Genomic DNA, 20,517 nt, shown 5'->3' on the forward strand with positions numbered 1-20,517 from the left:
TGCTCGGCGAGTTGATTGACCGACATTTCGCGGTGGACCAGCGCCCAGAGCACCTGTACCCGGGTGGCGTCGGCGAGCATGCGGAACACCTCGACGACCAGACCCACCTGATCGTCCGGCAGCCGTCTGGCGCATCCATCCGTACCTGCATTCATACGCAGATAGTAGTAGACGAAACGACGTAGCGGTTCGACATCGTCGAGACCGCGCGTGCGGGCCCACCTCACCCTGACGGGCGGCTCAGCCCGTCACGTCGACCCGGGCGCGGTCATGCCGCGTCACCGGGACGAGCGGTACGTCCAGATCAGCCAAACACCAGTCAGGTCGGCGACTTCGATGGGCCGTACGCGTTCGCCTGATCGACGGCAGTGTTCGCGTCGGTGTCCCAGCGTTCTTCGATCCGGCCGAAGCGCCAGACCGCCAACGCGATCAACCACACCACCACGAACAGACCGACGATCGTGAACCCGACGAATTCGAGGTCGGCCGAGCCGATGAACGCCAGCGGTCCCGACTCGATGCCAAGGCGGTCGACCAACAGGCCGATCAACACGATGACGCCGATCACCAACGCGACGAACACCGAGAGCACCGTGACGGTCAGGTTGTAGTACACCTTGCGGATCGGCTTGAGGAACGCCCAGCCATACGCCCGCGCCATGAAGACCCCGTCGGCCGCGTCGAACAGGCTCATGCCCGCCGCGAACAGCACCGGCAGCACCAGGATGGCGTACCAGGGCAACGTGAACGCCGCCGTCCCCGCGGCGAGGACGAGCAGCGCCACCTGGGTGGCCGTGTCGAAGCCCAACCCCATCAGCAGACCGACCGGGTACAGGTGCCACGGCTTGCTGACCCTGCGCATCACCCGGGACAGCAGTCGCGCGAGGAACCCGCGGTTGTTGAGTTGACGTTCCAATTCGGCCTCGTCGAACTCGCCGCTGCGCATCTCACGGAACACCTTGGCGATGCCGACGACGGCGAACAGATTGGTGAGCCCGATCAGGATCAGGAAGGTGCCCGCGACCAGCGACCCGATCAAGCCGAGGGTCTGCAGCATGTGCGAGTTCTCGTCCTGCACCGGACCGACCAGCGCCTTGACACCGATGGCCAACAGGAACGCCAGGCCGAACACCACGCTCGAATGACCAAGGGAGAACCAGAAACCCGCGGAAAGTGACCGCTTGCCTTCTCCGACCAGCTTGCGGGTGGTGTTGTCGATGACGGCGATGTGGTCGGCGTCGAAGGCATGCCGGACACCCAGCAGGTACGCGGTGACACCGAGGCCGATGCCGAAGACGCCAGTGGACCCGAGCGTGATGTGCTGCGGCGCTACCCCAAACGCCAGCACACCCCAGCCGAACAGGTGAAGCAGCAGCACGAAGCCGCCCATCCCCGCGATCGTCAGCCAATCGGTGCGGTCCAGACGGGTCGCAGTGCCTGCGGGACGCGCGGTCTGGGCGATCACGGGGGCAGCCATGGGAAAAGCCTAGGCGGACTCGCGTTCATCTGTCTAGCTGTTCAGATGTTCAGGTCGGCGACCTATCCGGATGGGCAGGTCAACCGTGCGCGGCGCCTATCCAATGGAGCAAGTCGTGCACGGTGTGGTCCTCCAGCCGGTAGGCCACCGAGCGGCCGACGCGGGTCGAGCTGACCCAGCCCTGCTGACGCAACACCCGAAGTGCCTGGGAGACGGCGTTCTCCGAACGACCGAGTGCGGCGGCCAGATCACTGACGCAGATTCCGGGGGCACGGTGCAGACTCAGCAGAATCTCCAGGCGATTCGGATCGGACAGCAGATCGAATCGCTGCGTCCAGCCGGTGATGTCGACGTCGCGTAGCGCCGACGATGCGTGCCGCACCACCGCCTGGTCACCGGGCTCCATCACTGCAATTTAGTCCACCCGACGCGGCCGAACACCCCTCATCACCTCGGAGCGGCGGAATCCGACCGACCGAGTTGCCGCCGCGACCGTCGGTTCGGAGCGCAGCACCGAGCCGGGCGCGGCGGGGCGTCCCGCGCGGGCTAGACGTCGAGGAACCCGTGCAGTAGCGAGGCCGAGCCCCACACGTGCGCCGTCATCGTCTCGGCCGCACCGTCGGCATCCCCGGCCAGAATCGCCATCACGATCGCCTCGTGCTGCTGGTCGGAGTGCGCGATGTTGAGCGCGAGCAGCGGAATGTGGTCCAGCAACTCGTTGAGCCGCATCCGATTCTCAGCGACGAGCGGCACCAGCGACGGCGCACCGGCGGCCTCGGCGATGGCGAGATGAAGCCGCGAGTCCAATCTGCGATAGTCCTCCAACGCCGCCCCCCGGACGTCGGCAAGCCTGCTCCACAACGTTTCCCGCTCACTCGCGGTCAACGTCCGGCCTGCGGCCATCCGGGCCGCGCCCACCTCGAGGATCTCGCGCAGCCGGAGTGTGTCGTCGATGTCGGTCCGGCTGAACCGGACGCCATCGGCGCTGGGCGCGGGCAGCTCGTCGGCGAGGAAGGTGCCGCCATAGCGGCCGCGTCGCGACACCAGATAACCGGCGTCGGCCAACGACTTGATGGCCTCGCGCACGGTGTCGCGGCTGACCCCGAGGCGGGCGGCGAGCTCGCGCTCGGGGGGCAGCGACTCCCCCGGCGCGAGCACGCCGAGGCGGATCGTCTCGAGCAGCCGACCCACCGTGTCCTCGAAGGCGTTCCCGAGACGCACCGGACGCAGCAGCGCCTCACTGGCGGGCTGCGGGTCGGCAACCATCTCCCGCGTCGCCTCGCTCCTGCCCTCCGGCGCGGCCGCGGTCATGACGTCATAGCGGCGTCACGTACGCGGAGCTGATGCCACCGTCGACCAGGAAGGTCGACCCCGTGATGAACGACGAGTCGTCGCTGGCCAGGAACGCGACCGCGGCCGCGAGCTCCTCTGGTTCGGCGAACCGTCCCACCGGAATGTGCACCAACCGTCGCGCCGCCCGCTCGGGGTCCTTGGCGAAGAGTTCTTGCAGCAGTGGGGTGTTCACGGGTCCTGGGCACAGCGCGTTGACCCGGATGCCCTGGCGCGCGAACTGCACGCCGAGCTCTCGCGACATCGCGAGCACGCCGCCCTTGGACGCGGTGTAGGAGATCTGCGAGGTGGCCGACCCCATCACTGCCACGAATGACGCGGTGTTGATGATCGACCCCCTCTGCTGGGGCACCATGTGGCGCAAGGCGGCCTTGCTGCAGAGGTACACCGACTTGAGGTTGATGTCTTGAACCCGTTCCCACGCATCGAGTTCGGTGTTCTCGATCAGATCGTCCTCGGGTGGCGAGATGCCTGCATTGTTGAATGCGATGTCGACCGACCCGTACTTCTCGGCGGCCGTGTCGAACAGCGCATCGACGGTGACCTTGTCGGCGACGTCCACTGGGACGAAGAGGCCCGCCAGTTCGTCGGCGACCGACTTGCCGGTCGCGGGGTCGATGTCACCGATGACGATGGTCGCGCCCTCCGCCCGCATCCGCTTGGCCGTCGCGAGCCCGATGCCGCTGGCGCCGCCGGTGATGACGGCGACCTTGCCCGCGAGCCGCTGGGTCAGATCCATCTCTAGTTCTCTCCAATCGCAAAGAAGACGTTCTTGGTTTCCGTGAAGTGCATGGGCGCATCCGGTCCGAGCTCGCGTCCCAGACCGGACTGCTTGAAGCCGCCGAACGGTGTGTTGTACCGCACCGACGAATGCGAATTGACCGACAGGTTCCCCGATTCCACCGCCCGGGACACCCGCATCGCCCTGGAGAGGTTGTCGGTCCAGATCGACCCGGACAAACCGTAGGGCGTGTCGTTGGCGAGCCCGATCGCATCGGCCTCGTCCTCGAAGGGCAACACCGTGACGACCGGGCCGAAGATCTCCTCGGTGACGGCACGATCGGTGCGCCCCGGGGTCAGCACGGTCGGCGGGAACCAGTACCCCGGCCCGGTCGGCGCCGATCCCCGGAACGCGACCGGGGCGTCGTCGGGCACGTAGGAGGCCACCGTGTCGAGGTGCGGACGCGACACCAGCGGCCCCATCTCGGAGTTCCGCGACGCCGGATCGCCGACCACGACGCCCTTCACCGCGGGCTCGAGCAACTCCATGAACTTGTCGTAGACATTGCGCTGCACCAGGATTCGACTACGCGCACAGCAATCCTGGCCGGCGTTGTCGAAGACGCCGTAGGGCGCGGTCGCGGCAGCCTTCTCCAGGTCGCAGTCGTCGAAGACGATGTTGGCGCTCTTGCCTCCGAGTTCCAGCGTCACCCGCTTCACCTGGGCCGCGGCACCCGCCATCACCTTGACGCCCACCTCGGTGGAGCCGGTGAAGACGATCTTGCGAACGTCGGGGTGGCTGATGAATCGCTCCCCCACCACCGACCCCTTTCCTGGCAGTACCTGGAACAGTCCGTCGGGCAGTCCCGCCTCGAGTCCGAGTTCGGCGAGCCGCATCGTGGTCAACGGCGTGATCTCCGCCGGCTTCACCAGCACCGCGTTGCCCGCCGCGAGTGCGGGCACGAAACCCCACGACGCGATGGTCATCGGGAAGTTCCACGGCGCGATGACGGCGACGACGCCCAGCGGCTCGTTGAAGGTGACGTCGAGTCCACCTGCAACGGGAATTTGCTTGCCGGACATGCGTTCCGGACTCGCCGAGTAGAACTGAAGCACGTCACGCACGTGCCCGGCCTCCCACTCCGCATTGCCGATCACGTGGCCGGAGTTGGCCACCTCGAGGGCAGCGAGCTCGTCGACGTGCGCATCCACCTGCGCGGCGAAGGCGCGCAGTCCGGCGGCCCGGTCGGCGGGTGCGAGCTTGGCCCACTGCCGCTGCGCGACCGTCGCGCGGGCGACGGCGTCGTCCACCGCTGGGACGTCGAGCAACTCGACGTCGCGCAGCGCCTCCTCGGTCGCGGGGTTGATGAGTGTGGACGTGCTCACGCGGTTTCCTTCCCTCTGGTCGCTTCGCTCCTGCTGCCGGGAGTCACCCTTTCCCGAGTTACTTGCGTCCGGCCCGATGCATAGGCCGTCGCGGCCTCGACGACACCGCTGAAGAGGCGCAGATCGTCGAGCCGCTCCTCGGGGTGCCACTGCACGGCGACGACGAATTCGTTGCCAGGGAGTTCGACGGCCTCGATCACCCCGTCGGTATCCCACGCGGTGGCCATCAGGCCCTTGCCGAGCTCCGCGATGGCCTGGTGGTGGTAGCACTGGGCATCGGTCGACTCGCCGATCAGCGCGGCCACCCGGGTTCCCGGCACGGTCTGGATCGCCGACGTGTTGAACCGGGCGTTGCCAAGCTGGTGCTGATGGTGGCCGACGACGTCGGGCAGGTGCTGGTGCAGGGTCCCGCCGAGTGCGACGTTGAGCACCTGGGCACCCCGGCAGATCCCGAGAATCGGTAGTCCCCGCGCCAATGCGCCACGCACCAGCGCGAATTCCCACGCGTCACGATCCCGCGCTGGCTCGTCGGTGCTCGCGTGCGGGGCCTGCCCGTAGCTGGCTGGATCGACGTCGCGTCCGCCGGTGATCACCAGCCCGTCGAGCCCGTCGAGCACGCGGTCGGCGATCGCCTGGTCGACCGGCTGCGGCGGAAGCAGGGTCGCGATGCCCCCGGCCAGCGTCACGCCCTCGAGATAGATGGCGGGCAGGAAGCTCGCCGGTACGTCCCACACGCCGGTCTGCGCCTGCTGCAGATACGTGGTCAGCCCAAGAACTGGACGGACCTCGGGGCGGGAGCGCAGCGGCCCTGGGGACCGATTCCGATCAGAGTCGCTCGAAGCCACGTCGCCTCTCCCAGTCCGTCACCGCCGAGTTGAATGCCTTGAGTTCGACGCGGGCGTTGTTGAGATAGTGCTCGACGACCTCGTCGCCGAACGCCTCGCGCGCCACCGTCGACGCCTCGAACAGCGCGGCCGCCTCGGCGAGGGTGGTCGGAAGCCGTTCGGCGCCACTGGTATACGCATTGCCCGCACACGCTTCGGGCAGCTCCAGCTGTTGGTCGATGCCGTGCAACCCGCCCGCGATCAGCGCCGCGACGGCGAGGTACTGGTTGACGTCACCACCGGGTGCACGGCACTCCATCCGCATGCCGTGGCCGTGGCCCACGACGCGCAGCGCACACGTGCGGTTGTCCATGCCCCACGCGACGGCGGTCGGCGCGAAGCTGCCGTCGACGAATCGCTTGTAGGAGTTGATGTTCGGTGCGTAGAACAGCGTCAGCTCCCGCATCGTCGCGAGCTGTCCCGCGACGAAGCTGCGGAACATCGGCGACATGCCGAGGGGATCGTCGTCGTCGGAGAACACGGCCGAACCGTCGGTTCCGCGGAACGAGAGGTGGATGTGACAGCTGTTGCCTTCGCGCTCGTCGAACTTCGCCATGAAGGTGAGGCTCTTGCCGTGCTGGTCGGCGATCTCCTTGGCACCGTTCTTGTAAATGGTGTGGTTGTCGCACGTGACCAGCGCGTCGTCGTAGCGGAAGCCGATCTCCTGCTGGCCAAGGTTGCACTCACCCTTGACGCCCTCGCAGTAGAGGCCGGCGCCCTCCATCCCGAGGCGGATGTCGCGCAGCAGTGGCTCCATCCGCGTCGACGCCAGCATGTTGTAGTCGATGTTGTAGTCAGTCGCGGCCGTCAGCCCGGTGTATCCCTTGGCCCACGCCTCGCGGTAGGAGTCGTCGAACACGATGAATTCGAGCTCGGTGGCCGCCACGGCGTCCATCCCGCGCTGGGCCAGCCGGTCCAGCTGCGCGCGCAGGATCCCGCGCGGCGACGGGCGCACCGGCGAGCCGTCATGCCAGCCGAGGTCGGCCATCACCAATGCGGTGCCGGGCAGCCACGGAATCTTGCGCAAGGTGGCGAAGTCCGGCGTCATGACCATGTCGCCGTACCCGGCCTCCCAGCTCGACATCTTGTAGCCGTCGACGGTGTTCATGTCCACGTCTACGGCGAGCAGGTAGTTGCAGCACTCCGCGCCGTGCGCGATGACGTCGTCGACGAACAGTCGGGCGGAGATCCGCTTCCCGGTCAGCCGTCCCTGCATGTCGGTGAAGGCGACGATGACGGTGTCGATCTCGCCCGCCGCCACCAGTTTCTCCAAGTCGGCCTGCGCCAGCAGGCCTGCCCCATTGCCGGTTCGATCCGTCACGCTCATCTCCTCATCTCCAACCGATGATGCCGACAAGTCAACCATTGCGCGTCCGCATACAGGTCACTCACAGACAGCCGTTACACGTTTTTCATTGCCAAAGGTAGGACGCCAGACCTTTGGCACCCTATTCTGCCTACTCAGTGAGCGCTCTCCAACGAGCGCTGCCCCGAGAAGGAGAACGCCGTGCCCGAGGGTCATGAAGAACTGTCTGACGACGAGAGACACCTGGCCTCGCTGGGATACACGCAGGAACTCAACCGCACCTGGTCGGGCTTCAGTAACTTCGCCATCTCGTTCTCGATCATCTCGATCCTGGCGGGTTGCTTCACGTCGTTCGGCCTCGGCTGGAACAACGGCGGCCCCGCCGCGATCGCATGGGGATGGCCGATCGTCTCGGTCTTCATCCTGATCATCGGCCTCTGCATGTCCGAGTTGGTGTCCGCCTACCCCACGTCCGGCGGTATCTACTGGTGGGCGAGCAAACTCGGCGGCGCCAAGGCCGGCTTCTACACCGGGTGGCTGAACCTGATCGGCCTGATCGCGATCCTGGCGTCGGTGGCCTACGGCTGCGCCACCTTCCTCGACCTCACTCTCGGCACGTTCAGCGAGACCTGGCTCGCCGGCTACAGCCTTACCAGGACGTTCATCATCTTCGTTGTCATCCTGGCGATCTCGGCGACCATCAACATCTTCTCGTCGCATCTGCTCGCGGTCATCAACAACATCTCGGTGTGGTGGCACGTGGCAGGAGCCATCGTGGTCGTCCTGATCCTGTGGTTGATCCCCGAACAGCACGCCAGCTTCAGCGACGTCTTCGCCACGACCGTCAACAACACCGGCTTCTTCGGCGGTTCGACCTCGGCGGTCGGCTTCCTGTTCTTCGTGCTGCCGATCTCGGCGATCCTCACGCAGTACACGATCACTGGCTACGACGCGTCGGCCCACCTGTCCGAGGAGACCATGAGCGCCGCCGACGGCGCGGCCAAGGGCATTTGGCGATCGATCTTCTACTCGGCCATCGGTGGCTGGATCCTGCTGCTGACCTTCCTGTTCGCCGTGCAGGACGTGGACGGCGTGACGTCGGGTGGCGGAGCCGTCGCGGTGATCTTCGGTCAGGCATTGGACTCCAAGTGGGTGGGGATCGTGCTGCTGATCTCGACCGCGGGTCAGTTCTTCTGCACCACCGCATGCCAGACCAGTGCGTCGCGGATGCTGTTCGCCTTCAGCCGCGACCGTGCGGTGCCTGGCCACCAACTGTGGTCCGCGGTGAGCAAGAACAAGATTCCCGCCAACGGTGTGATGATCACCGCCGTGATCGCGGCAATCATCACGCTGCCCGCACTGGTCGAGGTCGACATCAACGGCGCCCCGGTGCCGGTCGCCTTCTTCGCGGTGGTGTCGATCGGCGTGGTCGGCCTATACCTGTGCTTCGCGGTACCGATCTACTTCCGTTGGAGGGCAGGCGATTCCTTCCCGGTAGGCAAGTGGAATCTCCGCGGACACCACAAGTGGATGGCGCCCGTCGCCTTGATCGAGATCGTCGTGACGTCGTTCATCGCCCTGTTCCCGACGTCCAACCTGGGCGCGCCATGGGATCCCGGCTTCGAGTGGAAGTACGTCAACTACACCCCGCTTCTGGTCGGCACGGTGCTGATCCTGCTGTTCATCTACTGGCACGTGTCGGTGAAGAACTGGTTCACCGGTCCGATCAAGCAGGTCACGACGGTGGCAGAGGACCTCGACCTGGCGTAGCGGCCGATCACGGCCACCACCATCCCCCTGTCGATCCCCCGGCCGATCCCCCGGCCGTCACCAGGTGCTGGTACGCATCACGATCTCGGCGGCGAGCTGAGCCGTGGACTCGTGGGCGTTGCGCCTACCGAGGAGTTCGACCACCCGGAAGTCGCCGTACACGTAACGCTGGCTGGCCCGCGCCACTGCTCGCGCCGCCGGCGTGCTGACCAGGGCCGTGGTGTTCATCTCCACCGGCGGGCAGGCCTCGTCGCGGATGGCACCCGCCTGATCGGCCACCCGAGGATGCCCCCGATCGACGACCACCAGCCCGATGAACCGGTCGAGTCGGGTGGCGGCCAGCTCCCACGCCAACTCGCCGCCCACGCGGTCCCCGACCAGGAGGGCCCACCGGACTCCGAGCGTGTCGAGGATGCCGATGACGGCCTTGGCGCTCAGCCGCGGGTCCGGCGCGATCACGACGGTGCGCAGCGACGCCGTGTGCAGTCGCTCGCACACCGCGTCGTACGCTCCGGGCCCCTGGTTGGCCGCCCCGAGCAGGACGACGACGGAACCCTTTTCCGGGCCCGACACGTCGACGGTGGCGGGGAACCCGTCAACGGTGTGAACGGTCGATGGCATCAAGCCACGCTACAGGGCGGGCTCGTGTTCAGTGCCGACTTTCACCGGCTGCAGTGCGACCACGATCTCATTCGAGGCGGTCGGCCTGCTTGTCCATGATGTCCAGAAACGTCTGTGGCAGCGTCCCTTTGACGCTGATCGCCGGATCCTCGGTGGGAAAGGCCATACCAAACATGCCCGACTCGGCCACGTTCTCGAATGCGAAGTACACGCTGCTCTCGTCGCCACCCAGCTGAATGGTCTGCTGGTACACCAGCATGTCGGGCCGTGGCGACGGCAGTTTGGTCGTGGTGACCGGAATCGGCTCGGACATGGGGTCGAAGAAGGTCAGGAACACTTCACACCGGCTGGCAGTGGCTTCCAGCTGATCCAGATCCAGCGGCCCGATCAACACCGTCATCACGGTCCGCACGCCGTCGTAGGCGACGCTGTACTTGGCGGCGCTGCCCGGTCCTCGCTCAGCGGACCCGGCGATCACGCGCGTGAGGGCGTTCGCGCAGCCCTCGGGTTGGGACAGCATCGCAGGCGCGTCGGCCGCTCCGTCGGGCTGGCCGGGTTGCTCCACGATGCGGTCGAACTGGACACCGGGTGGAAAGTCGGCAGAGGTGAGCAGCGTGCTGGCGAGCCGGGCGCCGGGCCAGGTCGGAGTGCCTTCGATCGCACATCCACCGAGGGCGACCGCAGCGACGGCGCCAAGCACCGGTGCGAGCAGTCTCACGGCAGCGTCAGGACGTCAGCGCCATTCTCGGTGACCACCAGCGTGTGCTCGAACTGTGCCGTCCACTTCTTGTCGACGGTCGCCACGGTCCAGCCATCGTCCCAGATCTCGTAGTCCAGGGCCCCAAGGTTGATCATCGGTTCGATCGTGAACGTCATGCCGGGTTCCAGCACGGTGTCGACTGCTGGCTGGTCGTAGTGCAGCACCACCAGCCCGTTGTGGAACGTGGTGCCGATGCCGTGTCCGGTGAAGTCACGAACGACGTTGTAGCCGAAGCGGTTTGCGTACGCCTCGATGACGCGGCCGACGACCGAGAGCTGACGGCCCGGCTTGACGGCCTTGATCGCGCGCATGGTCGCCTCTTGGGTGCGCTCGACGAGCAGTCTGTTCTCCTCGGCGACCTCGCCCGCCAGGAAGGTCGCGTTCGTATCGCCGTGCACGCCGTCCAGATAGGCGGTTACGTCGATGTTCACGATGTCGCCGTCCTGGATCACGGTCGAGTCCGGGATGCCGTGGCAGATGATCTCGTTGAGCGACGTGCAGCACGACTTCGGAAAGCCCTTGTAGCCCAACGTCGATGGGTAGGCGCCGTGGTCGACCATGTAGTCGTGGGCGATCCGATCGAGTTCGTCGGTGGTCACGCCCGGTGCCACGGCCCGGCCTGCCTCGGCGAGTGCGTTGGCCGCGATACGCCCTGCGACGCGCATCTTCTCGATGACTTCGGGCGTCTGCACCCATGGCTCGCTGCCCTCGCGGACGGTCGGCTTCCACGCGTATTCGGGGCGCGGGATCGACTTGGGCACGGGCAACGTCGGAGAGAGCTCACCGGGGCGAAGGGCGGTGCGAACAGGCATGATGCCAGCGTAACCGCTCACCGGCGACCGTCGATGACGGGCGGTTGGCGATCGAGGTCGGCGGCAACGGTACCCAGGTCGGCGAAGACCTGGTCGATCTGCTTGGCGATGAGCTGTGGCTGCAAGGGAGCGTTGGACTCCGCGAGATCGGTCCAGGCCTGCATCACGGTGACACTGATGATCATCATCGCCAGCGCCAACTGACGGTCGTCGACGGTGACGTTCATCCGATCGGCCATGACTTGCATCACCTGCGGCCCGCGGTATTCCACCGCCGCCTTACGAAGCGCGTCGGACGCGGTGACCACGTGGATGATGCGTGTGATGCGGTCGGCGGGTCCGGCGCGCAGCCCCTCGGTGTGCGCGCGGGCGAGGATGGCCCCGAAGGCGGCGCGCATCGACTCGAACGGACCGAGATTGGCGTCAAGTGCCCGCAGCTCGTGGGTGATCTCGTCGGCGAGATCGTCGAGGAGTGAGAGGAAGACCGCATCCTTGCTCCCGAAGTGGCGGTTGAACGTCCGTGGGGACACTTCGGCGGCGGTGGCGATGTGCTCGACGGTGGTGTTCTCGTAGCCTCGGCTCAAGCACAGCTCCACGGCGGCGTCGATCAGCGCTGCCCTGGTTCGCTGCACCTTGCGGCCGCGCAAACTGGGGGCCGGTCCACGAAGCCGAGTCACGGACCGATCCTATGAAGCCGCCCTGGCGGCCGTTGCCCAATTCGGCGAGGAGCTGCGGGCAGGCTACCGGCGGTCGCCGCGGCCGAACAACGACTTGCGGGGACCCCGGATGTCGATCGACCCGCACACGCTTCGGCCGGTGAGGATGACGTGGGGGGTGCCTTCGGCCGGAGCGTCCTTGCGGTGGTCGCGGGCACTGCCGACGAGCACCTCGACGTCGTCGATGGATGCGCTGGCCCCGTCGGGAAGCCGGATGTCGACCGACCCGAACTTGACGTCGAGTTCGATGACGACGATGGGGCCCGCGAAGCGCGCCTTGGTGAGGTCCAGGTCGATGGAACCCATTCGCCGCACCAGCGAGAGGCGGGTGGGCACGATCCACTCGCCCTGGCGCTTCAACGAGCCGAGCACACCGCGCAGCTCGACCCTGTCGGTGGCCGTCGTGACGATCGCGCCAGGGCCCGGCAGATCCTCGACCAATGCGGCCAGCTCGGAGTGCAGGCGGGCCTGCGATACCGCGGCCGACCGTTCCTCGAACTCGTCGATGTCGATGAGCCCGAGGGCCACCGCGTTGTGCAGACGGCGCAGGGTGCCGTTGCGGTCGGCGTCCGAGATGCGCAGTGCCGCGGCTTCTACCCCGACATCCGAGCCAACGCCCGAATTGATGCTCGTCATGTGCTGCCGTCCCTTCCGAGGACCAGGCTACTCAGGCCAGGTAGTCGGGGGGCAGCCCGTTGAGCATGTCTCGGCACATCCGGACGGCGTACTCGGAGCTCCCGCCGCCGACGATGAGGGCGGCAAACGCCAGGTCCCCGCGGTAGCCGGCGAACCAGGCGTGCGACCCGCCCTCGAATTCGGCCTCACCGGTCTTGCCGCGGACGTCACCGCTTCCGTTGAGCTCCTTGGCAGTGCCGTTCGTCACCACCAGCTGCATCATCGGGCGCAGCGCGTCGACCATCTTCGGCGTGATCGTCGGGGTGTCGCCCGAGATCTCGGTGTGGGATCCCTCGATCAGCTGGGGTACCGGCGTCTTGCCCGCGGCGACGGTGGCGGCGACCAGCGCCATGCCGAACGGGCTGACCAGCACCCTGCCCTGCCCGAAGCCGTCCTCGGTGCGCTCGGTCAGGTTGACCGTCGGCGGGACCGATCCGGTGACGGTGGTGATGCCGTCGACCACGTAGTCGGTGCCGATGCCGTACTGCGCGGCGGCGGTGGTGAGTCCCCGCGGTGGCATTCTGCTGGCGAGTTCGGCGAAGGTGGTGTTGCACGAGCTCGCGAACGCCCGGGACAGCGGTACCGTCCCCAGGTCGAAGCCCCCGTAGTTGGGCACGGTCCGGTGGCCGATGTCGATCTGGCCCGGGCAGCCGAGAAGTGTGTTGGGCGTGGCCATGTCGCGGTCGATCGCTGCGCCGGCAGTGATGATCTTGAACGTCGACCCCGGCGGGTACAGGCCGGTGGTCGCGGCGGGACCGTCGGCGTCGGCCGCCCCGTTCTGGGCCACCGCCAGGATTTCGCCGGTGGACGGCTTGATGGCCACGATCATGGCCTTCTTGCCCACCATGTTGACGGCGTCCTGCGCCGAGTCCTGAACGTTGCGGTCAAGGCTGATCGTCACCGAAGGTGCTGGCGCGCCCGGGGTTTCGTCCAAGACGTCGACGTCGGAGCCGTTCTGGTTGACGCTGACGATCCGCCAGCCCGCCTGCCCGTCGAGTTGGTCGACGACCGACTTCTTGACCTGGCTGATGATGTCGGGCGCGAAGCGGTCATCGGTAGCGAGGAGTTCGGCGCGCGGGGTGATCACGACGCCGGGTCGGTTGCCGATGGCGGGGGCGACGGCGTCGCGGTCGGCCTGTCGCAGTGTGATGAGCTCGAGCGGCTGCGGCGACGAGCTCGCCGTCTCGGCCAGTCGCTGGGCGTCCATAGTCGGGTCGAACGGGCGTAGGGCGTCGGCGACCGCCACGGCAGTCGACATCAGGTCCGGGCCCGCGGCCTTCGCGTCGAGTGAATAGTGGTACAGAAAGCCAGGGACCAGGACGTCGGTGCCGCCGCGCTCGTTCACCGAGGCGCGGGGCGGCGCGTCGGCGCGCAGTGCGAGGGTCTGGTTCTCGCCGAGGTTCGGATGCAATCCCGTTGCGCTCCAACGGACTTCCCACCGCCCCTCGTCGCGGACCATGTTCAGCTGGCCGTCGTAGGTCCAGGTGCGGTTCTTGGGGAGGTGCCAGGTGTAGCGGTAGGCGATGCTGCCGGTGTCCTCGGCGTACTTGGAGCCGAGGATCTGGGCGTCCAGCGAGGACGCCTGCAGACCTGCCCATGCCTCGTTGAGGTCCTCCTGGGCCACGGCGGGCTTGTCGCTGAGCTCCGCGGCCGCAGAGGTGTCGCCCGTGGCGAGCGCGGCGAAGAACGCGGCGGCGGTGGGTTCGGGGCCATTGGGCCGCGGAGTGCAGGCGCTGAGCCCACCAGCCGCGGCAACCAGGACGAGGGCGGCCATCAAGCCGGTGACTCGTGATGCGGATGAGGTTAGTGATGCCATTGAGGCTGATGTTAGAAGCCCGGGGACGCCATTGCGCGCAGGCGCACCGAGATCGGATCGTGATCAGTTCACCGGGGTTCAGCACCGTGCTCGCACACGATCACGCCGTGGAGCTGACGAGTTGCTTGGGTTCGGGAATTCAGTCGAGCAGAACGGTGGCGAAGGTGCCCACTTCGGTGAATCCGATTCGCGCATACGTCGCCCGTGCGACGGTGTTGTAGCCGTTGACGTACAGGCTCGCGGTTCGCCCGCCGCGGATCACCGCGCCGGCGAGCGCGGCGGTTCCGCCGATGCCAAGTCCCCTGCCGCGCCAATCGGGATGGACCCAGACGCCCTGAATCTGACCGACGGCGGGCGACTGCGATCCCACCTCCGCCTTGAACACCACCTGGCCGCGCTCGAAGCGAGCCCACGCCCGCCCGGACGCGATCAGGCCGGCCACGCGGCGGCGATAGCCACGGCCGCCGTCACCCATCCTCGGGTCGACGCCGACCTCACCGATGAACATGTCGATCGCAGCCACCAGGTAGGCGTCGAGCTCCTCGATGCGGACCGGTCGGACGGCCGGGTCGATCGGACATCGGGGGGCCGCGCTCAAGGCCATCAAGGGCTGATGCTCCCGCACGTCGCGCGCAGGGCCCCAAGCACTTTCGAGCCGCCGCCACATGGGCAGCACCAACTGGGCGCGGCCGACGAGTGACGAGCACCGCCGTGGCGTGCTCATCGCCTTGTCCGCGAACGCGTTCAGGTCACCGACGTCCCCACGCAGCGGGATCAGATTCGCCCCGGCGAAGCACAGCGAATCGCCGGGCGTGCGCCGCGTCCACATCTCACCGCCGATCGCCGACGGGTCGACCCCGTGGTCGGCGACCCGGGAGGCCACCATGCACGATCCGATGGGGTCTTCGTCCAGCACGCGGCGAACCAACCCGACGTCGCGCGCCACCGTGACGCGGCGCTCGTCGGTGAGCCGAAACAGCGGAGGAGCGGACATGGACGTTCTTTCTTCGACCCGAGCGGTGACCCCGCTCACAGGATCGTACTCAGCTTACGGTGACTACGGGGGTGCCGCTCACATCATCTAGTCCGCGTTCTGTCTCGATTTGGCTGGCAATCTTCATCGCCTCTTCGATCAGTGTCTCGACGATCATCTGCTCCGGCACCGTCTTGATGACTTCGCCCTTGACGAAGATTTGGCCCTTGCCGTTGCCCGACGCGACGCCCAGATCCGCCTCACGGGCCTCACCGGGTCCGTTGACGACGCAGCCCATCACCGCGACGCGCAGCGGGACGTCCATGCCCTCGAGGCCTGCCGTCACTTCGTTGGCCAAGGTGTAGACGTCGACCTGGGCCCGACCGCACGACGGGCAGGAGACGATCTCCAGGCCACGCGGACGGAGGTTGAGCGACTCCAGGATCTGGTTGCCGACCTTGATCTCCTCCGCGGGCGGCGCCGACAGCGAGACCCGGATGGTGTCGCCGATACCGCGCGACAGCAGGGCCCCGAAGGCGACGGCGGACTTGATCGTGCCCTGGAACGCGGGGCCCGCCTCGGTGACGCCGAGGTGCAACGGGTAGTCGCACTGCGCGGCCAGTTGCTCGTAGGCCGCGACCATGATGACCGGGTCGTTGTGCTTGACGCTGATCTTGATGTCGCCAAAGCCGTGTTCCTCGAACAGCGAGGCCTCCCAGAGCGCGGATTCCACCAGCGCTTCCGGGGTGGCCTTGCCGTACTTCTTCATCATCCTGGCGTCGAGCGATCCGGCGTTGACGCCGATGCGGATCGGGATTCCCGCGTCGCCCGCAGCCTTGGCCACTTCCTTGACCCGGCCGTCGAATTCCTTGATGTTGCCGGGGTTGACGCGGACCGCAGCACAGCCGGCGTCGATGGCGGCGAAGATGTACTTCGGCTGGAAGTGAATGTCGGCGATCACGGGGATGTTCGCCTTCTTGGCGATCACCGCCAGCGCGTCGGCATCCTCCTGGCGCGGACATGCCACGCGGACGATGTCACACCCCGAGGCGGTCAGCTCGGCGATCTGCTGCAGCGTCGCGTTGATGTCGTGCGTCTTGGTGGTGCACATCGACTGCACGGCGATCGGGTAGTCACTCCCGACACCGACGTCGCCGACCATCAGCTGGCGCGTCTTGCGGCGCGGGGCCAGCGTCGGCGCGGGCGGTGCCGGCATACCCAAACCGACGGACATGGTGACTTCTTTCCTGAATCCGTTGCGAAACCTATTGGAACAACCTGATCGGATTGACCAGGTCAGCGGTGACCGTCAGCAGCATGTACCCGACCACCACGATCAGAACGACGTAGGTGGCAGGCATCAGCTTGAGGTAGTTCACCGGGGCCGCGGCGACCTTGCCGCGCGCCGAACGAATCATATTGCGGATCTTCTCGAACACGGCAATCGCGATGTGCCCACCGTCGAAGGGCAGCAGCGGCACCAGGTTGATGGCCCCGAGCACGAAGTTCAGCTGCGCCAGGAAGAACCAGAAGGCCACCCACAGCCCGGCGTCGACGGTATCGCCACCGATGATGCTGGCGCCCACGACGCTGATGGGCGTCTCGGGATCGCGCTCGCCGCCACCGATCGAATGCCACAAAGCGCCGATCTTGGTGGGGATCTTCGCCAGCGACTTGCCCAACTCGACCATCAGGTCACCGGAGAACGCCACGGTGCCCGGTACCGCGGACAGCGGGTTGTATTGCGTGGGCCCGTACTGAGCGGCGGCGATGCCCACCGCCCCGACCTGGCTCGGCTGGTCGCCGTCGGCCGTGAAGCGTTGTGCCTTGGTCGGGTCGACCACGAAGGTCAGGTCGGTGGACTGGCCATTCTCGGTGCGCTGCACGACGAAAGGCGTTGGGCCATCCAGCTTTCGGACTGCAGCCACCATCTCCTCGAAGGTCGCCACGTCGGTGCCGCCGACCTTGACGACCGTGTCGCCTGCCTTGATGCCCGCCAGCGCCGCAGGGCCAGGTCCGGTGCAGTCGCCGAGGGTGCCCTTGGTGACCTCCGACTTGACGCAGGACGTCTCGCCGACGACGGCGGTGGTGGGCGGGTGCAGGTTGGGCAACCCCCAGATCACCGCGATGCCGTACAGCAGAACCAGCCCGATGACGAAGTTCATCGCTGGGCCCGCGAACAGAACCGCAACGCGCTTCCACACCTTCTGGCGGAACATCGCGTACGGCCGCTCGTCGGGGGTGAGTTCCTCGACCGAGGTCATTCCCGCGATGTCGCAGAAACCGCCGAGCGGCAGGGCCTTCACCCCGTACTCGGTGTAGCCGAGGCGGTTGGGGCGCTTGGTGGACCACAGCGTAGGACCGAACCCCACGAAGTAGCGGCGCACCTTCATCCCGGTGGCCCGCGCCACCCACATGTGCCCGCATTCGTGAAGCGCGACCGAGACGAGGATGGCCAGCGCGAACAGCACAATGCCGAGTACGAACATCATCGGGTTGGTACGACCTCCTCTGCTGCCCTCACCAGCGCCTTGCGCGCCTTCTCCCTGGCCCAGTCCTGAGCCGCGAGCACGTCGTCCACGGTAGCTGGTTCGGCGGACCACTGGTCGGCAGCGCGCAGCACGTCGGCCACGGTCGCGACGATGGCGGGGAAACGGATGCGCCCGGAAAGGAACGCCTCGGCCGCCTCTTCGTTGGCGGCGTTGTAGACCGCGGTCAGGCAGCCGCCCCGGGTCCCTGCGTCGCGGGCCAGGGCAACGGCGGGGAAGACCTCGTCGTCGAGTGGCTCGAATTCCCAGGTGGAGGCCGTGGTCCAGTCGCATGGCAGCGCCGCGCCCGCCACGCGGGACGGCCACCCGAGTGCCAGCGCGATGGGGAGCTTCATGTCGGGGGGACTGGCCTGCGCGATGGTGGATCCGTCGACGAACGTCACCATCGAGTGCACGATCGACTGCGGATGCACGACCACGTCGATCCGGTCGTACGGGACGCCGAACAGCAGGTGCGTTTCGATCAACTCCAGGCCCTTGTTGACCAGTGACGCGGAGTTCAGGGTGTTCATCGGCCCCATCGACCAGGTGGGGTGGGCACCGGCCTGTTCGGGGGTCACGGTCTCCAGGTCGGCAGCGGGCCACCCGCGGAACGGCCCGCCAGAGGCCGTCAGCACCAGCCGGGCCACCTCGCCGGGCGTACCGCTGCGCAGGCACTGGGCCAGCGCGGAGTGCTCGGAGTCCACTGGGACGATCTGGCCGGGTTTGGCCGCCTTGAGGACGAGCGGGCCACCCGCGATCAGCGATTCCTTGTTGGCCAGCGCCAAGCGCGCGCCGGACTCCAGGGCGGCGAGCGTCGGCCGTAGGCCCAGTGCGCCCACCAGGGCGTTCAGCACGACGTCGGCTTCGGTGTCCTCCACCTGGCGGGTGACGGCGTCTGGTCCCGCGTAGGTGACGTCGCCGATCGAGGCGGCGGCCTCCTCGGAGGCCACGGCGACGTTGGTGACGCCCGTCTGGGCACGTTGGCGAGCCAGCAGATCGGGATTGTTGCCGCCCGCGGCCAGGCCGACGACCTCGAAGCGATCCGGGTTCGCCGCGATGACCTCCAGCGCCTGGGTACCGATCGAACCGGTACTTCCAAGCACCAGAACGCGCAGGCGCCCGTCATTTCCCGGGTCGCTGCGCTCCTGCCATCCCGAAGGTGTCACCGATCCATTGTGCCGCGTGGTGGGCGCTTCGGACGAAGGGCGTTCGATCGCCGCGGATGTGACGCAACTGTGACATGACTGCCCGAGTCCCATCCGTGATCGGAATCACCCCGAATTCCACGCGAGGACGGCGGTACGCGTCGTCCCGAACACCACATTGGAGTGATGACGTCATGAAAACTCACCGCAAGGCCTTTGCGGCGGCAGGTCTGACCGCAGTCGCCGTTCTCGGAGCGTCAGCGTGCTCGAGCGATACCGCCACCGAGGCCTCCAGCAGCGCCAGCAGCGTCGCCTCTGGTGCGTCGAGCGCCGTCTCCTCCGCGGCGCCCGCCATGACCGGCGCGGAGTCGAGCTCGGCGGCAGCTCCGGCCGGTGCCCTCGTCGGGGCCAGCTGCGCCGCCTACGCCGAGGCGAATCCCTCGGGACCCGGATCGGTGACCGGCATGGCGATGGACCCGGTGGCCACCGCGGCGTCCAACAACCCGATGCTGACCACCTTGACCGCTGCGGTCTCCGGCAAGCTCAACCCGGGCGTGAACCTCGTCGACACCCTCAACGGTGGCGAGTTCACCGTGATCGCACCCACCGACGACGCATTCGCCAAGATCGACGCGGCCACCCTGGAGAAGCTCAAGACCGACGCCCCACTGCTGACCAGCATCCTGACCTACCACGTAATCCCCGGTCAGCTGAGCCCCGCCCAGGTCGCGGGCACCCACGAGACGGTCCAGGGACAGGACGTCGTGATCACCGGAACGGGTGATGCGCTCAAGTTCGACGACGACACCTCGGGCCTGGTCTGCGGTGGAGTCAAGACCGCCAACGCGACCGTGTACATGGTCGACACCGTCATGATGCCGCCAGCCGCATAAGCCAAGCACCGCAACTCAATTCACTCACGAACCGAAAGCAGAACGATGAACCTGAATCAGAAGACCCGTAAGGCCGTCACCGGCGCATCGATCGCCGCCATGGCCATGGCTGGACTGCTCGCCTCGGGCGCCACCGCCTCTGCCGCGCCTGCCGCGAGCCTCGTCGGCAACAGTTGTGCGGCCTACGCCGAGATGGTCCCCACCGGACCCGGCTCGGTCCAGGGCATGTCGATGGACCCGGTCGCCGTGGCCGCCTCGAACAACCCGATGCTGACGACGCTCACCGCCGCCGTGTCGGGCAAGCTCAATCCCGAGGTGAACCTCGTCGACACCCTCAACAGCGGTGAATACACCGTGTTCGCGCCCACCGACGACGCGTTCGCCAAGATCGACCCGGCGACCATCGACAAGCTCAAGACAGACGCCCCGCTGCTGACCAGCATCCTGACCTACCACGTGGTGCCGGGCAGGCTCAGCCCCGCGCAGGTCGTCGGCACCCACAAGACCGTCGAGGGTGGCGAGGTCACCGTCACCGGCATGGGCCCCGACCTGAAGGTCAACGACTCGGGCCTGGTCTGCGGTGGCGTGCAGACGGCCAACGCCACCGTGTACATGATCGACACCGTGCTGATGCCCCCGATGTAACGGCGATCACGACGCATTGACAACGCGGTCCGGCTTC

General features: G+C 67.2%; 20 protein-coding genes and 1 pseudogene. 3 read left to right on the forward strand and 18 right to left on the reverse strand.

All coding sequences use genetic code 11. The features are described 5' to 3' along the window. The 8 genes and pseudogenes from ABW137_RS30700 to ABW137_RS30735 all read right to left on the reverse strand — a co-directional run. Window positions 1–155: pseudogene (locus tag ABW137_RS30700) on the reverse strand (transcriptional regulator); the annotation flags it as partial. 164 nt (window positions 156–319) lie between these two features. Further along, a complete protein-coding gene (nicT, locus tag ABW137_RS30705; RefSeq protein WP_526405822.1) occupies window positions 320–1,477 on the reverse strand; it encodes a Nickel transporter NicT in 1,158 nt (385 codons plus the stop codon). Window positions 1,478–1,556: 79 nt separating this feature from the next. After that, window positions 1,557–1,883, reverse strand: a complete 327-nt coding sequence (locus tag ABW137_RS30710; RefSeq protein ID WP_526405824.1) for an ArsR/SmtB family transcription factor — start codon at window positions 1,881–1,883, stop codon at window positions 1,557–1,559. 140 nt (window positions 1,884–2,023) lie between these two features. After that, window positions 2,024–2,743, reverse strand: a complete 720-nt coding sequence (locus tag ABW137_RS30715; RefSeq protein ID WP_526405853.1) for a FadR/GntR family transcriptional regulator — start codon at window positions 2,741–2,743, stop codon at window positions 2,024–2,026. 49 nt (window positions 2,744–2,792) lie between these two features. Beyond that, window positions 2,793–3,566 (reverse strand): 3-oxoacyl-ACP reductase, encoded by a 774-nt coding sequence (locus ABW137_RS30720; RefSeq protein ID WP_526405826.1) that lies wholly within the window; start codon window positions 3,564–3,566, stop codon window positions 2,793–2,795. 2 nt (window positions 3,567–3,568) lie between these two features. After that, window positions 3,569–4,933: an aldehyde dehydrogenase family protein gene (locus ABW137_RS30725; protein ID WP_526405828.1), complete on the reverse strand. Its 1,365-nt coding sequence runs from the start codon at window positions 4,931–4,933 to the stop codon at window positions 3,569–3,571. Continuing rightward, a complete protein-coding gene (locus ABW137_RS30730; RefSeq protein ID WP_526405855.1) occupies window positions 4,930–5,736 on the reverse strand; it encodes a gamma-glutamyl-gamma-aminobutyrate hydrolase family protein in 807 nt (268 codons plus the stop codon). The genes ABW137_RS30725 and ABW137_RS30730 overlap by 4 nt, the downstream gene beginning before the upstream one ends. Before the next feature lie 22 nt (window positions 5,737–5,758). After that, on the reverse strand, window positions 5,759–7,138 hold the full coding sequence (locus tag ABW137_RS30735; protein WP_526405830.1) for a glutamine synthetase family protein: 1,380 nt from the start codon (window positions 7,136–7,138) through the stop codon (window positions 5,759–5,761). A gap of 186 nt (window positions 7,139–7,324) precedes the next feature. On the opposite strand from ABW137_RS30735, the gene ABW137_RS30740 reads away from it, so the two are divergent. Then, on the forward strand, window positions 7,325–8,893 hold the full coding sequence (locus tag ABW137_RS30740) for an amino acid permease (RefSeq protein ID WP_526405832.1): 1,569 nt from the start codon (window positions 7,325–7,327) through the stop codon (window positions 8,891–8,893). A 57-nt stretch (window positions 8,894–8,950) separates the two neighbouring features. Here the strand turns inward: ABW137_RS30740 and ABW137_RS30745 are convergent, their stop codons facing one another. From ABW137_RS30745 to dxr, 10 genes are all read right to left on the reverse strand, one after another. Then, on the reverse strand, window positions 8,951–9,514 hold the full coding sequence (locus tag ABW137_RS30745; RefSeq protein WP_526405834.1) for an alpha/beta fold hydrolase: 564 nt from the start codon (window positions 9,512–9,514) through the stop codon (window positions 8,951–8,953). Between the two features lie 67 nt (window positions 9,515–9,581). Then, the gene (locus ABW137_RS30750) at window positions 9,582–10,226 is read right to left on the reverse strand and encodes a hypothetical protein (protein WP_526405857.1); all 645 of its coding nucleotides are present in this window, start codon (window positions 10,224–10,226) and stop codon (window positions 9,582–9,584) included. 2 nt (window positions 10,227–10,228) lie between these two features. Next, window positions 10,229–11,086 (reverse strand): type I methionyl aminopeptidase, encoded by an 858-nt coding sequence (gene map, locus ABW137_RS30755; RefSeq protein ID WP_526405836.1) that lies wholly within the window; start codon window positions 11,084–11,086, stop codon window positions 10,229–10,231. 17 nt (window positions 11,087–11,103) lie between these two features. Continuing rightward, window positions 11,104–11,763, reverse strand: coding sequence for a TetR/AcrR family transcriptional regulator (locus ABW137_RS30760; protein WP_526405838.1), 660 nt, complete (start codon window positions 11,761–11,763; stop codon window positions 11,104–11,106). Window positions 11,764–11,826: 63 nt separating this feature from the next. Beyond that, window positions 11,827–12,438, reverse strand: a complete 612-nt coding sequence (locus ABW137_RS30765) for a DUF1707 domain-containing protein (protein ID WP_526405840.1) — start codon at window positions 12,436–12,438, stop codon at window positions 11,827–11,829. 31 nt (window positions 12,439–12,469) lie between these two features. Next, complete coding sequence (locus tag ABW137_RS30770; RefSeq protein ID WP_526405842.1) at window positions 12,470–14,293, reverse strand: penicillin-binding transpeptidase domain-containing protein; 1,824 nt, start codon at window positions 14,291–14,293, stop codon at window positions 12,470–12,472. A gap of 139 nt (window positions 14,294–14,432) precedes the next feature. Next, on the reverse strand, window positions 14,433–15,287 hold the full coding sequence (locus ABW137_RS30775) for a GNAT family N-acetyltransferase (protein ID WP_526405844.1): 855 nt from the start codon (window positions 15,285–15,287) through the stop codon (window positions 14,433–14,435). A 49-nt stretch (window positions 15,288–15,336) separates the two neighbouring features. Next, window positions 15,337–16,500, reverse strand: coding sequence for a flavodoxin-dependent (E)-4-hydroxy-3-methylbut-2-enyl-diphosphate synthase (ispG, locus tag ABW137_RS30780; RefSeq protein WP_526405845.1), 1,164 nt, complete (start codon window positions 16,498–16,500; stop codon window positions 15,337–15,339). A 31-nt stretch (window positions 16,501–16,531) separates the two neighbouring features. Further along, window positions 16,532–17,758, reverse strand: a complete 1,227-nt coding sequence (locus tag ABW137_RS30785; RefSeq protein WP_526405847.1) for a M50 family metallopeptidase — start codon at window positions 17,756–17,758, stop codon at window positions 16,532–16,534. Next, complete coding sequence (gene dxr, locus ABW137_RS30790) at window positions 17,755–19,056, reverse strand: 1-deoxy-D-xylulose-5-phosphate reductoisomerase (protein WP_526405849.1); 1,302 nt, start codon at window positions 19,054–19,056, stop codon at window positions 17,755–17,757. Before dxr ends, ABW137_RS30785 begins: the two co-directional genes overlap by 4 nt. Before the next feature lie 80 nt (window positions 19,057–19,136). Between dxr and ABW137_RS30795 the strand changes: the two genes are divergently transcribed. Together ABW137_RS30795 and ABW137_RS30800 are read left to right on the forward strand one after the other, a co-directional pair. Beyond that, on the forward strand, window positions 19,137–19,835 hold the full coding sequence (locus tag ABW137_RS30795; RefSeq protein WP_526405851.1) for a fasciclin domain-containing protein: 699 nt from the start codon (window positions 19,137–19,139) through the stop codon (window positions 19,833–19,835). A gap of 99 nt (window positions 19,836–19,934) precedes the next feature. After that, a complete protein-coding gene (locus ABW137_RS30800) occupies window positions 19,935–20,480 on the forward strand; it encodes a fasciclin domain-containing protein (protein ID WP_526405859.1) in 546 nt (181 codons plus the stop codon). Window positions 20,481–20,517: the final 37 nt, after the last annotated feature.

It is taken from the genome of Mycobacterium sp. (assembly GCF_040509115.1).
In the GTDB taxonomy this organism is placed as follows: domain Bacteria; phylum Actinomycetota; class Actinomycetes; order Mycobacteriales; family Mycobacteriaceae; genus Mycobacterium.

Bases quoted from the DNA above. Each gene is read 5' to 3' on its own strand.
- nicT (WP_526405822.1), bottom strand. From the start codon at position 1,477: ATGGCTGCCCCCGTGATCGCCCAGACCGCGCGTCCCGCAGGCACTGCG.
- ABW137_RS30710 (WP_526405824.1), bottom strand. From the start codon at position 1,883: ATGGAGCCCGGTGACCAGGCGGTGGTGCGGCACGCATCGTCGGCGCTA.
- ABW137_RS30715 (WP_526405853.1), bottom strand. From the start codon at position 2,743: ATGGTTGCCGACCCGCAGCCCGCCAGTGAGGCGCTGCTGCGTCCGGTG.
- ABW137_RS30720 (WP_526405826.1), bottom strand. From the start codon at position 3,566: ATGGATCTGACCCAGCGGCTCGCGGGCAAGGTCGCCGTCATCACCGGC.
- ABW137_RS30745 (WP_526405834.1), bottom strand. From the start codon at position 9,514: ATGCCATCGACCGTTCACACCGTTGACGGGTTCCCCGCCACCGTCGAC.
- map (WP_526405836.1), bottom strand. From the start codon at position 11,086: ATGCCTGTTCGCACCGCCCTTCGCCCCGGTGAGCTCTCTCCGACGTTG.
- ABW137_RS30765 (WP_526405840.1), bottom strand. From the start codon at position 12,438: ATGACGAGCATCAATTCGGGCGTTGGCTCGGATGTCGGGGTAGAAGCC.
- ABW137_RS30770 (WP_526405842.1), bottom strand. From the start codon at position 14,293: ATGGCATCACTAACCTCATCCGCATCACGAGTCACCGGCTTGATGGCC.
- ABW137_RS30775 (WP_526405844.1), bottom strand. From the start codon at position 15,287: ATGTCCGCTCCTCCGCTGTTTCGGCTCACCGACGAGCGCCGCGTCACG.
- ispG (WP_526405845.1), bottom strand. From the start codon at position 16,500: ATGTCCGTCGGTTTGGGTATGCCGGCACCGCCCGCGCCGACGCTGGCC.
- ABW137_RS30785 (WP_526405847.1), bottom strand. From the start codon at position 17,758: ATGATGTTCGTACTCGGCATTGTGCTGTTCGCGCTGGCCATCCTCGTC.
- dxr (WP_526405849.1), bottom strand. From the start codon at position 19,056: ATGGGACTCGGGCAGTCATGTCACAGTTGCGTCACATCCGCGGCGATC.
- ABW137_RS30795 (WP_526405851.1), top strand. From the start codon at position 19,137: ATGAAAACTCACCGCAAGGCCTTTGCGGCGGCAGGTCTGACCGCAGTC.
- ABW137_RS30800 (WP_526405859.1), top strand. From the start codon at position 19,935: ATGGCCATGGCTGGACTGCTCGCCTCGGGCGCCACCGCCTCTGCCGCG.